Consider the following 14,883-nt stretch of genomic DNA (forward strand, 5'->3'; position numbering starts at 1 on the left):
TTTTTTCATTCCTGAGAGGCCCGTTCTTCATTGCGTTTCAATTTCTCAGCAGTATATAATCGTGCATATTCAATAACCCGAGGTGACCACGTAGAAGAGTCTATCTTTAAAGTATGGTATACAGTCCAGTAAGATATTCTCTTAAGGGATCTATCCTTTTCTGCAAGTATGTTCATTTGGTTGTATATCTCCATTACATCACCGTGCTCAATTACTTTTGCTAATTCCTCCTTAGCGGCTGCCCGTTCCTGGAGTTTCTCCTGCTTGCTTTTCCTCGGAATAACATTTGTAACTTTTGCGTACATTTACTATTTATAGTTTAAAACTTAGGCTATAATTTTGCATCAACAGTACAAATGTATGGGAACTTTTGTAACAAATGGAACAAATTGTAAAATTTAGATCTTTACAAAAAGAACAAAAGGAACATTGAAATTTATTTAAATGGAGCAGCAAATAATTAACAGGAATTTAGTTTGGCTGCGTCAGCAGAGGGGGTTGACGCAAGAACAACTGGCTGATAAACTCAAGATTCCGAGACCTTCACTAGTAAAATATGAACAAGGGCGAAGTGTTCCAGTAGAATTGTTACAAAAGTTCTCAGAGTTCTTTAAGATCCCGATGCATGATCTAGTGGAAAAGGAGATGATGCCAGAAGAATATAAAATAGCCTATCTGGCATCACGTAAAACAAAAAAAGGAAAGAATGTTGCGGAAATCAAGAATCCGTTTCAGCAAGATGATCCTTTAAATTGGGAGAGAGCTAAAATAGTTGCCCTAGAAAGAAAATTTGCAATGTTCTTAGCTAGTTACGAAATAGATGTTAAGAAGGCTCCTGGGACCCTGGATGACGTTTATGAGAGAATTCTTGACGAACTAAAGACTGATAGTATAAAAATTTTAGCTGATCTAAGGCATGGACGTCTAACACCTTAATCTTTTTGGGTTTATTGTGGCGTTTTTTCTTCTTTTTCATGACAATGACGTTTGGGTATACGGATAATTTGGTTAACAGTTATACATTTTCAACTCTTGACGAATTTACTCTGCAAGTACGCAAATAAGGTGCGTACAAAATCCACCAACAAATCTGAACAAAACTGAACGGAATGAACAAAATGAACAGAGTTTCACATTTATAAATTGATGGGTGTACGCATGTGAGTTATAAAGTATTCAAGATTAAAACGTTATCAGCCATTCCTACTAATTAAACTATATCCCCATGAAAAAATTATATGTTATCAGTTTTTTTTTCATTTTCTTATCCTGTAGCAAGTCAAATGATGATAAATCGAGTAATAATGTTGAAGTAATATTCGAAGTGGAATCTCATACCAATGTGGCATTTGATTATGTGTCCTATAATGATATCAAAGCTAATACCCCCGATGGATTTGTCAAATGGAGTTTGTCCGAATCAGGGACCTTCAAACGACATGGATTTGTAAAGAAAGGAGCAGGTGCTTTTTTACAAGCACAGCATCCAAATTCAGATCAATGGAAGCTGCGCATTAAAAAGTTAGATGGTACTGTAATAGCCGAGTCCGGTACAATACGTAAGGGTACGGGGAACCCAAGTGCCTATACAGGAGGATGCCAGGCACAAATAAACTAACTATGAGTAAGAAAATGTTCATCTCAGATCAGCGAATACTGCAGCTTGGGGATTGGCTTGTATCAACAGGTAAAGAAAAAAACATACGTGATTTTCTGACGAGGATAGGTGCCGGCCGTAATAACTTGACAAGATATAGAGATGGTTCACAGGGCTTCACGAAGGAAATGATGTTAAGGGTTGCTGAGTTATATGGTGTTGATCTGAATTGGCTGTTTGGATTGTCTACTCAGATGATTCTAAAACAGGTAGAACAACCTTCTGTTATTGATACTTTGAAAATGGCTGTAATGCTTGTTGAGCAAGAGTTACAGCAGAAAAAGAAGGTTGATATTTAAAATTGAAGTACGCAAATAAGATGCGTACAAAATCCACAAGAAAACCTGAACAAAAATGAATAGACTGAACAAAATGAACAGAAATAAAAGGTGTTTTGATAGTTTATAAGATTAGATGCATAAAATATTCAAGATAAATCAGTTATAGACCATTTTCCTTTATATAAACTGTATCCCCAATGAAAAAATTATCTGTACTCTTTTTTTTTCTTTTAAGCTTATCATGTGGTAAGAAGGACGCTACTCCAGCCTTAGTTGAGATAATCTATGAAGTATCTTCTAATGCACATGATCCGTTTGATTCAGTAAGCTACACCGACGCCAATGCGACAACGCGCACGGGCATGACTGATTGGAAGATCAATGGACCTGGTGAATATAGTATTCACGCCTATGTAAAAAAAGGAGCCGGTGCTTTCTTGGATGCTCAACACCCTAACTCTGACCAATGGAAGCTGCGCATAAAAAAGTTGGATGGTACAGTAATAGCAGAATCAGGTACAATACGTAAGGGTACAGGGAACCCAAGCAGCTACACAGGGGGGTGCCAGATTCAAATAAATTAATTTATGAGTAAGAAAATGTTCATCTCAGATCAACGTATACTGCAGCTTGGAGACTGGCTTGTTTCGACGGGTAAAGAAAAAAAAACATACGAGACTATCTAACAAAAATTGGTGCCGGTCGTAACAACTTGACAAGATACAGAGATGGTTCACAAGGCTTCACCAAAGAAATGATATTAGGAGCAGCGGAATTATATTCTGTTGATTTGAATTGGCTGTTTGGATTATCTAATGAGATGATTCTAAAACAGGTAGAACAACCTTCTGTTATTGATACTTTGAAAATACCTGTAATGCTTGTTGAGCAAGAGTTACAGCAGAAAAAAGAAGGTTGATATAAAAGTTGGCATTAAAAGCAATAATGTATTTGTATTATAAATAAAAATAACTTTTAAAAAGATCTTTAGCAGTTTGATGTGTCATCGGTATGCTGGCTATATTGCCTTCTAAGCAGTAGGTCATTGGTTCGAATCCAATCCGGGACACAAAATTCAAAGACGCAATTTACTAATTGCGTCTTTTTTTTACTCCAACCCAAGCATCTCCTCAAGCAATTAATTCTCTGCTATTACACTGGCTGAAAAGGCTGGATGTATGTGCTGTTTTGAATTCAATACGTACACTTTTAATTAACCATAGAAATTGTTTCCCTTAAACTCCAATTTGAATATGAAAAGAAACTTGTTTTTTGTCTGTTGCTGTTCAATGATTGCTGTTGCCGGTTATGCGCAGGATGGTGGTTCTCTATTACCCAAGATAGAGAATGACACATTGTTTACTACTTCTGGATTTACATTGGCCAGAGGTCAGGAAGTGAAAATGGGCGTAGGTTCCATGCCAGATGGTGATTTTAAATTCATAAGAGTTAACGCCGCTTCTTTCTTCGCTTATCATTCTACTTCAGGTTATCAGGGGCTTGCCAACCAGGCAAATGCATTGCCTCGCAGTCAATCAGGATTAGTGTTCAAAATTAAAGCGATAGAAGCAAGAGGCGATAGAAAGCATGGATATGTCTACTATGCAAAATTTGGATGGGCAATGCGGAATTATGAAATTGATGTGGAGAATGCAATTGCTACGGGCGAACTAACCGTTCCTGATGAATATAAGCCCAAAGGAAAAGGCCTGACTGCCACGGTAGACAATAAGCCAGCTGTTAGTGTTGCAGATGAATTAACAAAGCTAAAAAAGCTGCTGGACGATGGTGTGCTTACACAGGAAGAGTATAATCAACAAAAGAAGAAGTTGTTAGGAAATAATTAATAGTGTTTTCACTATTAATTATTTCCTATCTCACCGATAAAATTAACTCGCTGATGCTACCGTCAATACTTCATTGACGGCCAATTGAATAGCTGCAGGGAAATGAATGATCAGTTGCTGCTCGTGTTGTTTCCAGGAAACATTTATTTCCCTGTTGTCTATTTTTACATTGACCTGCTTTATTGTATTAACTGTGCTGGTATCCAGGTTAAGCGTATTCAATTTTAAAACGCCGTATTTCAGGGCAACAGTATGTTTGGCTTTGTCTTTGGCAAGCAGCTGAGAGAAAGTACCCCATCCTTCAGCTGTGGTGAAAGGTGCGCGAAAATCATTACCACTGAAGGCGGGCTTGAATTTCAGTATGCCTTTGGGCCCATGATATTCATAACCACAGGCGGTAATGAAAGTACCATAGCTGGCCATTGCGCGAGCATAGTGATCACTGCATTCAATTTCATTGAATGGGTTGCGTTTAGCACCATGATATCTGTCATGTATAGCCCTGGTAAGAATCAGTGCTTCATCTGTCATCCCTTCTGCCATCATATGACTGGCGACCTGGTGTTCGAATCCAGACATGCATTCATGAAAATAACCTAACTGCCAGGTGACATCTTCTCCATAAGGGTTAGCTTCATTGTGTGGGTTGGTGTTCATGATCATGCCAGCTTCTCCATCCAATGCATACGGCCGGCCACCGATATGTGTTTTGATATATGGCCCAACGTTGGTAGTGAAATTATATTTCCAGAGTGCGCGGAGTGCCGCCAAAGTTTGTTCTTTATCCCACAATCTCCCAAGACCTACCTGCCATGCCCAGCTCTGACCATATACCTGGTCGATATGACAAGTATTGTAACTGCCTAATTTCTTGCGGCCTTGCACGGCATCCGGGCGATGAATAAAATATTCACCGTTAAAGAGGTATTTAGACATATTAGTTCCGCCGTTGTCAGCATATTCTTTGCATTGTTTTGCAAAAGCACTGTCCTTCATTTCTTCGGCCATTAGCTGTGCAGCTTTGGCAGCAGCGATGCAAAGTCCAACAATCCATGATATTTCGCCTTCCCACACAGCATCCAGTGTATTTTCCATTGGTGTATCTGTCATGCCGTCGTTGTTTTTGTCTTGCGCCAGCATGAATATTACCGTTTTTTTTATCTGTGTCCAGTTGGCTGCCAGAAAGCTATTGTCGGCGTTCATCAGATGCTCCCGATAAATGCGTAGAATGGTACCAGCCTGGCCATCTATAGCAGGTCTGTTTTCATATTCTGCGCGAAATATGATTCCGCCATTTTTATCCATGGCAATTCCCAGATCCGTATGTTGGCGGGTATCTCTTTCCAGTGATGGAAAAATTCGGCCAACTGTTTGCGCGTATTGCCAGACGTGCGTGCAGGTACCTGCACAGGAGTTGACCCCTTCCCAGCCCCAGAAGCGGCCGGATTTAAAACGATAGGTATTGGCAGTGGCGAGAGTGCCTATGTTAAGAAAAGTTCTTTCCAGGAACCAGAAAGGTAAGGTGGAATCATAAAATGTTTCCTTCCATAATAAGGTGTTACTCCAAAGTGTGTTGAAATGCTGATGTATATACGTTGCTACTTCTCCGGCGTTCTGAAATCTGCTGCCATAATAGTAACCTTCCTGGGCATCTTTAACTTTACTGATTGATTTAAGGGGATGGTTAAAATGCCAGGTCAATGCATATTGTATCTGAAGTGCTTTGTTAGCCTCAATTGTAGTAGTGGCAGTACTTATAGCAGCAACTAATATTTCATCCGCCGGTTTATCTGTTGTTTTATTTTCGGAAGAAAAAAGTCTGTTTGTAACGGGCCATATATCTGCATTCGTATTCATGATGATGTTGTCACCGATGCAGGTAATGCAGGTAGAACCATCATCTGGGTGATTAGGAACGCCTGTTGCATATTGAAAAGTAGAGAGGATTCCAGTTTTAGAAGCCAGGACTGTATTACGTTTGATGCCTTCGCTGGGTTTTGCGGTCATTTTTCTGGCCCCATTTTCGAACCAGCCACAGATATTGACATCGAGTGCTTCTGTGGTTTTATTTTGGATATTGATATCAAAAATAGTTGCAGGCAGGGCACTATTGTCTGCATCTAGTGGAATGAATAATCCTCCTGCATGCATGATTACATCTACCGGGCAGTTTGGGTCGCTAAAACGAATGAGAGCAGTAGGATAGGTGGCTTCAAAGGTGACTTGTTGCCAGTCTTCTTCTTTTAATTCTTTTAGCCATGTATGAGTGCCTTGTTTGATCTGTATGGCAAATCCTTGTTCCAGTACTCTTTTATTTGCGGCAATTGCAGGCTCCAGATAGCTGGCGCCATCGCGGTTGCGGATGGTCCTTTCAGTATGACCGTCATACCAGGATAGTGTTTTAGGATCAACACCTTCTCTTTCATCGTTATAGATACCCCATAGCCATAGCCTTCCATCGCCTCCCATGTAGACAGTGCCTGTATGAAGTCCACCGGCGGGCATCCCGATATATTGTAATTCGTTTTGCTGTTTACTGTAGGTGGTAGGATGCCCTCTTTTATAGAGAGTTTGTAACCAGGCAGGATCAATATTTTTGATGGCAGGGATGTTATGGACTGGGTTCAAAACCCCATGGTATGGCTGCCGGGCAAAGCCTATGCGCGGGAGTTGCAAGGTTAGCAATCCAGCAGCTGCCAGACTGGATTGCCGGAGAAACTTTCTTCTTTTCATTTGTTCACTTTTCGATGGTGGAATCCTTGGGCTATTTTCAATAGCTACTCTAATTTATTAAATTCCTATTGCTTATTCAATGACCATCGAAATTATCGGTATGAATGGGGAGAATAGTATCATTCCCTGGCAGCCCTGACCCAGTTTGGCGCATCACCTGTCTGTTTTCTGAGTAGCATATTGAGTTGTGCCGCGTGATGCTGAACATGGCGCATATTATAAAATAGTAGTTCCAGTACCGGCATCACCTTATTGCCATCTATTTCAACCCATTGCTGGGCAAAATCTGTTTCTGTCATATGCATGATGAGGTCATGGCATTTTTGTCTACTGGTTTGTAGGTATGTAAGTATTTCGGTCTTGGTGTATATACTGTCAGGAACGATATCGTCGATGCCATCTACAGGAATTACGTCACTAAGTGTGAAAGGAAGCGGTGAGGAAAGTGGCGCTGCCGGAATTTGCAGGTAGTAATCCAGGAAAATGGCAACATGATAGGAGATATAGAAAAACTTTTTCTCTTTTTCCCAAATGTTTTCGGGATAGGCGTTGATAGCATTGGTGAGCATGTCAATACTTGCACCAAATTGTTTCCATAAGCTTTCCTTGTATAGCTGTAACATAGTTTGATATTTTAATGGCGTTATGTGGAGGAAGAAATTAGTTTTCTTTTTCTGTTCTGGCTAAATAGACTTTACCGTCTTTCCATTTGTAGTAGTTGGTGATAAAGCCATCAGATCCTTCATCGTAGCGGTATACCTCTTTTTTAACCGGATCGAAGGTGAGGTATTCCAGATCAATTAATTGCTGGTTTTTATCAAATTTGCCGGTTGATTTATTAAAGATAAAGTATAAGAATGAACCATCGTATTTGGTTCGTTCAGGGAAGTAGATGGGCACTTTCAAATCGAGGTATCCGTCGAAATTGAGGTCTTCCATTATTACTTCTGGCAGGTTGTCACTCAGGCATTCATCAAGGCCGGCTATTGTCTGAATAAGTTTTTGCTGGAAGTAGATATCCAGTTGATTTATTTTTGTGTATGCACGATCATGCATACCGGCATCTTTCATGTTGCCTTTAGAGGTTTTTATTTTGAAGTTATAGTTATCTGGGAGAAATGAGTTTATTTTTTCGCGCATGCGAAGGGCAACAGGAAGTATGGCGCCGGTTTTTTCATTTTTCCAGGTTCCGGAAATGGTATCAGATCCTTTTAGTTGAAAATATCCGGTAACGAGGAATTTATCATTTGTATCGCGTATCCGAAAATTTGTTTCAGTGAGCAGGAGTGAGTCGGTGGATTTTTTAATTCCATGCAGGTCTAATTTAGCACCGATGCCACTTTTCAGATAGAAATATTCTCCTTCCAACGTATCAGTGGAGCGGGGAATACGCAGTTGCATTTCAAATGGATATTTGCTGACAGTGCCGCTATAATTATAGGTGACGGTAATTTTCGTTTGTGCAATAGAGATAATTGTAAATAGCATCGAACCTGCCAGGGTAAATAGTTTCTTCACGGTATTGGGTTAGTTTTTAGTTGGTATATTATATAATCGGATAAAGGTTGTTAGTGTATTATTTATAGTGGCTATCTGGTCTAATATAGGTTGTAACGAATCTGGTGCATTTTCAATAAACAGATCGATATGAAATTTAAGTGTTTGTCCTAACTGAGTGCCATTGGGTGTCTGCGGAGGCAATGCAAAAGTACGTAGTTGCATTGGGTTGCTACCTCGTGCCTGGTCGCGGATAAACCAGGAGATAAATTCCAGGGACAGGAGGCTTTCGGGTGATTTGTCGATGGTGAATTCGAACTGAAGCATTACTTCATTGGGGAGGCCACCTTTGGTTCTTATCAGAGTAGCTATAGGAAGGTGGGCATATGCGGGATCATTTAGGTTTGTGCTTTTTACATCTTCCAGGTTATCTATTCCGCTGCAAACGTCGTTGATTCCTTTAAGGCTGTCAAGTGTTTGATGGAAGTTTGTTATTTCATCAGGATATGCATTCATGTTGTATTCGTTTATTGGAAAGTTACAATTTTGGCAATAATTAGTTTGGGTTAATATTTCAAATGATTTGGATAGTGTACAAGGCCTGGATAATTCGGTCATCAATTATCGTGAGTATACGATTATTTTAATTACAATTTTCCACGAATAATAATGAACAGATCATTCATCTGTTGAACAAACTGGATAAGGTTGAAATAAAAAGAGTACCTACTTTTGAAACACTAAAGTTTGTTCCCCATGAAATCATTTTATAACAAGGATTATATCATTGAGGTCACGGAGAAGCGATTTGCGGAGTATGTAGCGGCCTATCAGCTCCTGGTGAAGAATATTTCCACATTAATGATTATTTATTCTGCCTTGACTATTTCTGCTGTACCAATTACCAGAGACGTCCTACAGGGGAAGCATTTACCAGTTACTGTTTTCCTGTTGTTTATCATTTTTGTTATATCCTTTTTTGCTTCTATTTTATTTGCTATTTCGATGGTATTTCCTGAAACAGATACGTTGTTGCCGAATCCTGTCAATTACCATTACTTCTGTAAAAAGGAATTGCATCAAAAGGTTATTGGCTGTGAGATTCCTTTAACGCAGGAAATAGACGCTGTGCTATTAGAAAGCTACATCACTGAACTGTCATATATAACAATGGATATTGAAAATATAGTAAAGAGAAAAGGTAAATACTATTTGTACTCATTTGTGACAGGAGTTATAGGTAGTGCGGCATTTTTGCTCAGTCTGTTTTTTGAACAATTTTAAAAATTTGTAAGATGGATCTTATAACCAGGATTATTGAAAAACCATTACGGAATTACCTCACGAAGAAGATAAAAAAGAATATGCTTAATCCAAGGCATCATTATTCGCTTACCTGGCGGATGAATTTATTAAGGGGGATGGGAAATAAGACGAGTAAGTATGATCAGCGTCCAATAAGGTTTACTGATACCTGGCGTATCTGCGAGCCATGGATCGTACTCTGGCCAGAATATGAAGAAGCCGGATTTACTGTAGAAGATTTTGATGAGTATAAATATTATCCATTGGGAGATGATGAACCGATAAGATATAAGCAGAAAATGTAGCGCTTTCTCTTATTGGCATTATGCCCATGAAATAGGTTTGTTACCCATGAAATCATTTTATAATCCTGAATTTGTCATTGATATAACTGAGAAGCGTTTTGCTGCTTATGTTTGGGCCTATTAAATGGTGATGATGGGAAACGCCATGAAAGATTTGGAGCTAATATACAATGAAATGAAATTTTATTTTTCGGTCTCATTTTTCCTGGTTGTTTTTAGTAAGGCGGTATTCCTTGTCTGTGAGTTTCTTTTGCAGCCTAAATAATTGAACCTATGTTTTATTTACCTCGAATATTCGAAAAAATCATTATTACGCATTTAACCAAACGTATCAGGAGGAAAATGATGGATCCTGTGTATCACTATTCTCTTATATCGGCTATTAAATTTAGAATAACTGGCGCCCAAAGGCCAACAAACTGTTCGGGAACAACTGATTTTCGATGGGAAATAAACTAATTTTTACCATTCATTGAGATTACCTACATACTTCCCGTATATCCTTCAGCGTTTTAGGAAATAAACTTTAAATTTACAGTTTCTCACTGCTGTTATGACCGGAAGTATATTAGCCAGGCTCGAAGCTTCCCGTAAAGAATTACTGGATCTGGGCCTCAGAAATCCTTTGTTAAATTACAAGTTACCCACAGGTAAAGGATTGCATATTGTGCAAGAGCAATCCGCTGCCATCTATAATCTGCTCGTAAAAGAAGGCAAAAGTATGACCTTCAGCGGCAGGACAGCTAAGGAATTAGCGCAACAGGAACTGCCACCGGAACCTCCTACAGAGGCTACCACAGCAGCCCTGAAAGATGGCTACACTGATACGAAACTTCAAACTAACGAAAATAATGCTACCCTTCAGCATAAACTGCTGAATACCTACTATGCTGCAAGAACAAATCTTGAAGAACAAGGGGTTAATATCCTTTATATCGCCCTGGGAATGCTCCAGTGGTATGAAAGTGATAGCAGCCAGGAGGCAAGACTAGCACCACTAATACTAATCCCGGTATCACTGGATCGTAGCAACGTAGGTGAAAGGTTTCGATTAAAATATACGCTGGAAGAAGTTGGAGAGAATATCTCCCTTCAAGCGAAAATGAAGACAGATTTTGGTATTAGCATACCAGAACTGCCTGATACCGAAGATGTTGATATAAATGCTTACCTACAAAGCGTTGCAGCAGCCGTCGCAGATTTTGAAAGATGGGAAGTAATTCCTGATGCCGTTGAACTGGGATTCTTCTCCTTTGGGAAATTCATGATCTATAATGATCTGGATGCCGCCAATTGGCCCGAAGGACAATCACCTGAAGAACACCCGGTCATTAGTAGCCTCTTTGGCAACGGCTTCACGCATGAACCTTCGGAAATATCCGAAGAGAGTTTCATCGATACGGAAACCAACGCGAATAACCTGTTTCAGGTCGTAGATGCAGATAGCTCCCAAATCCTGGCCATGTTGGCCGTTCAGGAAGGGCGCAACCTCGTAATCCAGGGCCCTCCAGGAACCGGTAAATCACAGACCATCACCAATATCATCGCTGATGCCATCGGTAGAGGGAAAAAAGTTCTTTTCGTAGCGGAAAAACTGGCGGCATTGGAAGTCGTAAAACGTAGGCTGGATAATATTTATCTCGGAGAAGCCTGCCTTGAACTACATAGTCATAAAGCAAATAAGAAGACCCTGCACCAGGAACTGAAAAAAGTACTGGAACTAGGCAAACCTACTGCTGGCAAACTGCAGACAGAGTTAGAACTCCTGGAAAAAACCAGAGCAGAACTAAATGATTATTGTATCGGTATCAATACGCAGGTGCAAAACAGTGGCCTTACTTCGCAGCAAGTTATAGGTAATCTGCTGCAACTCAAAGAACAAATTAAAGAGGTCGATCTTCCCCGTATATCCATTCCCGATATCAGCAACTGGGATATGTCGGCCGCCAATAAAGCCACTGCACTAGCTGAACGTATACAAGCCTGTCTCAATGAAATTGGTATACCAGCGGCATCACCGTTCTATGGATCGCAGCTCCATAGCCTGCTGCCACATGAACAAGACCGTGTAAAAGATATTTTACAACGAAGCATACTGGCAGTCCAGTCACTGATACAGGACTCAACTGAAGTCGCTAACCATCTTCAGTTATCAGCCCCTCAAAGTGAAGTGGCGATTGCACAACAGGCAGACATCTGCCAGGTAATAGCAGCTCAACCCGATATTAAAGGCATGAAGGCCGCTAATTCTGGCTGGATTCACCAGGAATCGGCGATTCATGAATTGTTGCAAGCCGGACAGGCAGCAGTAGCATTACAGCAATCTTATCAGGATATATTAATTCCCGAAGCCTGGGAACAGGACCTGCTGGAGGTTCGACAAGACCTGCTGGCCCATGGTGAGAAATGGTATAAGTTCCTCATCGGCAGCTACCGTAGAAGTAAGAAGAGATTAGGGGCCTTGTGCAAACAAGGATTGCCAGATGATAACACCCTTCGCCTACAATATGTAGACGATATCATGGTGTTCCGCAGACTGGAATCCATCGTAAAGAATGATAATACCCTGGCTGAAACCTTGTTTGGTAGTCGTTGGGATAGATTGAAATCCAACTGGGAACTGCTGGAAAATGCAACGGCCTATCTAACGGAAATACATAAACGAATAGATGCAGGCACACTGAGTAAAGAAATTCTTGATTGTCTTTCCCGCCAGGCAGATCCTGTGCTAGCACTTAAAGATGAAGCAGTTTTGCGTCAAAGACTGCAGCAGGCTGCCTCCCAGCAACAAGAAATGCTTCAGGCGCTCGCAATGCCGGCAAGCTCGGTGGATAAGCTCCTGGCTAGGCAATTGGAACAATTGAATACCTGGTTACAAAAACTTCCTGAGATAAAATATCTTATCTCCTGGAATAATATAACGGCAACGGCTACACAGGAAAGCCTGGACTGTCTCATCAACGCTTCCCTGGAATGGCCCGAAGCCGGAAAATGGCTGAAAACCGCATTACTGCGTAGCTGGTACGAACATTTGATCAGCGAAGCCGTGAAAACGAAGCCTGAACTCAGGCGCTTTAGCAGGTCTTCTCATGAAGAGCTCGTGAAGCAATTCCAACGCCTGGACATGTTGCAGCTGCAATACAACCGCGTGCGCGCAGCTTTACAGCATTGGGAACAGATGCCTAAAGCAGATGCTGGCGGTCAGGTAAATATTCTCAAAACAGAGTTTAATAAAAAAGCAAGACATATGCCTATCCGCAAGCTGATGCAGGCGGCAGGCTGGGCAATACAGGCCATTAAACCTGTATTCATGATGAGCCCAATGTCTATTGCGAATTTTCTGCCGCCAGATGCGGTAGACTTTGACCTGGTGATTTTCGATGAGGCCAGCCAGGTACGCCCGGTAGACGCATTGGGGGCCATCTTACGTGGTAAGCAATTGGTCGTTGTAGGTGATACCAAACAGTTGCCACCAACTTCCTTCTTCGATACACTGAATAAAGACAATGATGATGAGGAAAACGTAACCGCGGATATGCAAAGTATACTGGGACTCTGTGATGCACAGGGCGCGCCACAACGTATGCTCCGCTGGCATTACCGAAGCCGCCACGAATCCCTAATTACCTTGTCTAACCACGAGTTTTATGATAATAAACTGGTGATATTCCCGGGACCAGGTACAAAAGATAAAGCAGGGCTTGTGTTTCATCATCTTCCTGAAACATATTACGACAGAGGAAATACACGTACCAATCCAAAAGAAGCAGAACGTGTAGCCGAAGCCGTTATCGAACATGCGAAAAGCTGTTCTAAACAAAGTCTGGGCGTAGTAGCGTTCAGTACCTCCCAACGGCAGGCAATCAGTGATGCAATTGAGTTGAAGAGAAAAGCGCATCCTGAACTGGAAGGTTTCTTCAGCAGCCACGCGGACGAACCATTCTTCATAAAAAACCTGGAAAACGTACAGGGCGATGAACGTGATGTAATCTATATCTCAATAGGTTATGGTCGTACAGAAGAAGGTTATGTGGCTATGTCTTTCGGACCACTGAACAATGAAGGGGGTGAACGACGTCTCAATGTATTGATTACCCGTGCTAAATTCCGCTGTGAAGTATTTACTAATATCAGCGCTGATGACATAGACCTGAACAGGACACAAAGCTTTGGTATTAAGGCGCTGAAGAACTTTCTGTATTTCGCACAGTATGGCCGCCTGAATTACACAGAAGAAACATCAAAGCCAGCCGATAGCCCCTTTGAAGAAAATGTAGCAGCCATGCTGACGGCCAGCGGTTATACCGTACGTAAACAGGTAGGCGCCAAAGGTTTTTATATCGATCTCGCCATTGTAGACCCTATGCATCCAGGCAGATATTTGCTGGGCATAGAATGCGATGGTGCTGCCTATCACAGCGCAAGGTCAGCGCGGGATAGAGATAGATTACGCCAGCAAGTACTCGAAAATATGGGATGGCGTATCCATCGCATATGGAGTACTGATTGGTTCCATCATCCGGAAGCAGAATTGGCAAGACTGATACAAGTCATTGAAGAAGCCAAGCAGGCAAGGGTTTCGGCTGATAAAGAAGAAGAGGTTGTGCTGCAAGACTTAGAGATGGAACGTGAAGCGGTAGCTATTGAAGAAGAAGAAACATTTCTTTATAAAGTAGCCACGCTGCCGGAAGACATCAAGGAACAGGAATTACATCAGGCGCCTATTGGCTTATTATGTAGCTGGATTCAACAGGTGGTAGAGGTAGAAAGTCCTGTTCACTTCGATGAGGTAGCGCGCAGAATGGTGGAAGCAGCAGGCGTTACCCGCGTTGGTCCTCGTATTCGAGAAGTATTGCGACATGCGGTGCGCCATGCTGACGCAGGCAAGCGTATCAAAATAAAAGGACAGTTTTTATGGCATGTAGATTTGCCATCTCCGTTGGTGCGTGACCGTAGTGAACTGCCTGCCTCCGCCCGCAAAGTGAATTATATTGCTGTAGAAGAAGTAGGCGTGGCGCTGGAAAAAGTTGTCCGTAATGCCATCGCCATCCAGCCAGAAGCTACGCTGCCATTTATCGCTAAGATGTTTGGCTTTAGTAGAATGACTGAAGAGATGAAAGCAGATATGCTGAAATCCATTACAGCGAATATCGAAAACCAGGTGGTACAGCAGGAAGGTGAATTTCTGAAGTCTGATCGCTTATAATCGTACAGGTATTGTTCTAAAATGAACATATAATTTTTTGTTTGTATGTTCT

Annotated in this window: 14 protein-coding genes and 1 tRNA gene; 10 read left to right on the forward strand and 5 right to left on the reverse strand. The window is 41.3% G+C overall.

Going from position 1 to position 14,883, the window contains the following annotated elements; translation table 11 throughout:
* Positions 1 to 5: 5 nt before the first annotated feature.
* Complete coding sequence (locus ACE38W_RS00655) at positions 6 to 305, reverse strand: hypothetical protein (RefSeq protein WP_375828273.1); 300 nt, start codon at positions 303 to 305, stop codon at positions 6 to 8.
* Positions 306 to 444: 139 nt separating this feature from the next.
* Between ACE38W_RS00655 and ACE38W_RS00660 the strand changes: the two genes are divergently transcribed.
* The 7 genes from ACE38W_RS00660 to ACE38W_RS00690 all read left to right on the forward strand — a co-directional run bounded on the left by ACE38W_RS00660 (position 445) and on the right by ACE38W_RS00690 (position 3,785).
* Positions 445 to 936: a helix-turn-helix domain-containing protein gene (locus ACE38W_RS00660; protein ID WP_375828275.1), complete on the forward strand. Its 492-nt coding sequence runs from the start codon at positions 445 to 447 to the stop codon at positions 934 to 936.
* Between the two features lie 289 nt (positions 937 to 1,225).
* On the forward strand, positions 1,226 to 1,618 hold the full coding sequence (locus tag ACE38W_RS00665) for a hypothetical protein (RefSeq protein WP_375828276.1): 393 nt from the start codon (positions 1,226 to 1,228) through the stop codon (positions 1,616 to 1,618).
* A gap of 2 nt (positions 1,619 to 1,620) precedes the next feature.
* Positions 1,621 to 1,956 (forward strand): hypothetical protein, encoded by a 336-nt coding sequence (locus ACE38W_RS00670; RefSeq protein WP_375828277.1) that lies wholly within the window; start codon positions 1,621 to 1,623, stop codon positions 1,954 to 1,956.
* A gap of 179 nt (positions 1,957 to 2,135) precedes the next feature.
* On the forward strand, positions 2,136 to 2,522 hold the full coding sequence (locus ACE38W_RS00675) for a hypothetical protein (protein ID WP_375828278.1): 387 nt from the start codon (positions 2,136 to 2,138) through the stop codon (positions 2,520 to 2,522).
* Positions 2,523 to 2,650: 128 nt separating this feature from the next.
* Entirely contained in the window at positions 2,651 to 2,857 is a 207-nt protein-coding gene (locus ACE38W_RS00680; protein WP_375828280.1) for a hypothetical protein, read from the forward strand.
* A gap of 83 nt (positions 2,858 to 2,940) precedes the next feature.
* Positions 2,941 to 3,007, forward strand: a tRNA-OTHER gene (locus tag ACE38W_RS00685).
* 184 nt (positions 3,008 to 3,191) lie between these two features.
* Positions 3,192 to 3,785, forward strand: a complete 594-nt coding sequence (locus tag ACE38W_RS00690; RefSeq protein WP_375828281.1) for an SHOCT domain-containing protein — start codon at positions 3,192 to 3,194, stop codon at positions 3,783 to 3,785.
* 42 nt (positions 3,786 to 3,827) lie between these two features.
* Here ACE38W_RS00690 and ACE38W_RS00695 read toward each other — a convergent pair whose 3' ends face one another.
* The 4 genes from ACE38W_RS00695 to ACE38W_RS00710 all read right to left on the reverse strand — a co-directional run bounded on the left by ACE38W_RS00695 (position 3,828) and on the right by ACE38W_RS00710 (position 8,531).
* Positions 3,828 to 6,518 (reverse strand): GH116 family glycosyl-hydrolase, encoded by a 2,691-nt coding sequence (locus ACE38W_RS00695; RefSeq protein WP_375828283.1) that lies wholly within the window; start codon positions 6,516 to 6,518, stop codon positions 3,828 to 3,830.
* Positions 6,519 to 6,637: 119 nt separating this feature from the next.
* A complete protein-coding gene (locus tag ACE38W_RS00700) occupies positions 6,638 to 7,141 on the reverse strand; it encodes a DinB family protein (RefSeq protein ID WP_375828284.1) in 504 nt (167 codons plus the stop codon).
* 37 nt (positions 7,142 to 7,178) lie between these two features.
* Positions 7,179 to 8,036: an XAC2610-related protein gene (locus tag ACE38W_RS00705; RefSeq protein WP_375828285.1), complete on the reverse strand. Its 858-nt coding sequence runs from the start codon at positions 8,034 to 8,036 to the stop codon at positions 7,179 to 7,181.
* Positions 8,037 to 8,045: 9 nt separating this feature from the next.
* Complete coding sequence (locus ACE38W_RS00710) at positions 8,046 to 8,531, reverse strand: hypothetical protein (protein ID WP_375828286.1); 486 nt, start codon at positions 8,529 to 8,531, stop codon at positions 8,046 to 8,048.
* Positions 8,532 to 8,771: 240 nt separating this feature from the next.
* On the opposite strand from ACE38W_RS00710, the gene ACE38W_RS00715 reads away from it, so the two are divergent.
* The 3 genes from ACE38W_RS00715 (at position 8,772) to ACE38W_RS00725 (ending at position 14,831) form a co-directional block, all read left to right on the forward strand.
* Positions 8,772 to 9,299: a hypothetical protein gene (locus tag ACE38W_RS00715; protein WP_375828288.1), complete on the forward strand. Its 528-nt coding sequence runs from the start codon at positions 8,772 to 8,774 to the stop codon at positions 9,297 to 9,299.
* A gap of 11 nt (positions 9,300 to 9,310) precedes the next feature.
* Positions 9,311 to 9,625 carry a hypothetical protein gene (locus ACE38W_RS00720; RefSeq protein WP_375828289.1) on the forward strand — a complete coding sequence of 105 codons (315 nt, stop codon included), beginning with the start codon at positions 9,311 to 9,313 and terminating at the stop codon, positions 9,623 to 9,625.
* Positions 9,626 to 10,178: 553 nt separating this feature from the next.
* Positions 10,179 to 14,831 carry a DUF3320 domain-containing protein gene (locus ACE38W_RS00725; RefSeq protein ID WP_375828290.1) on the forward strand — a complete coding sequence of 1,551 codons (4,653 nt, stop codon included), beginning with the start codon at positions 10,179 to 10,181 and terminating at the stop codon, positions 14,829 to 14,831.
* The last annotated feature ends 52 nt before the right edge of the window (positions 14,832 to 14,883 follow it).

This window comes from Chitinophaga sp. Hz27 (genome assembly GCF_042263525.1).
GTDB lineage: Bacteria > Bacteroidota > Bacteroidia > Chitinophagales > Chitinophagaceae > Chitinophaga.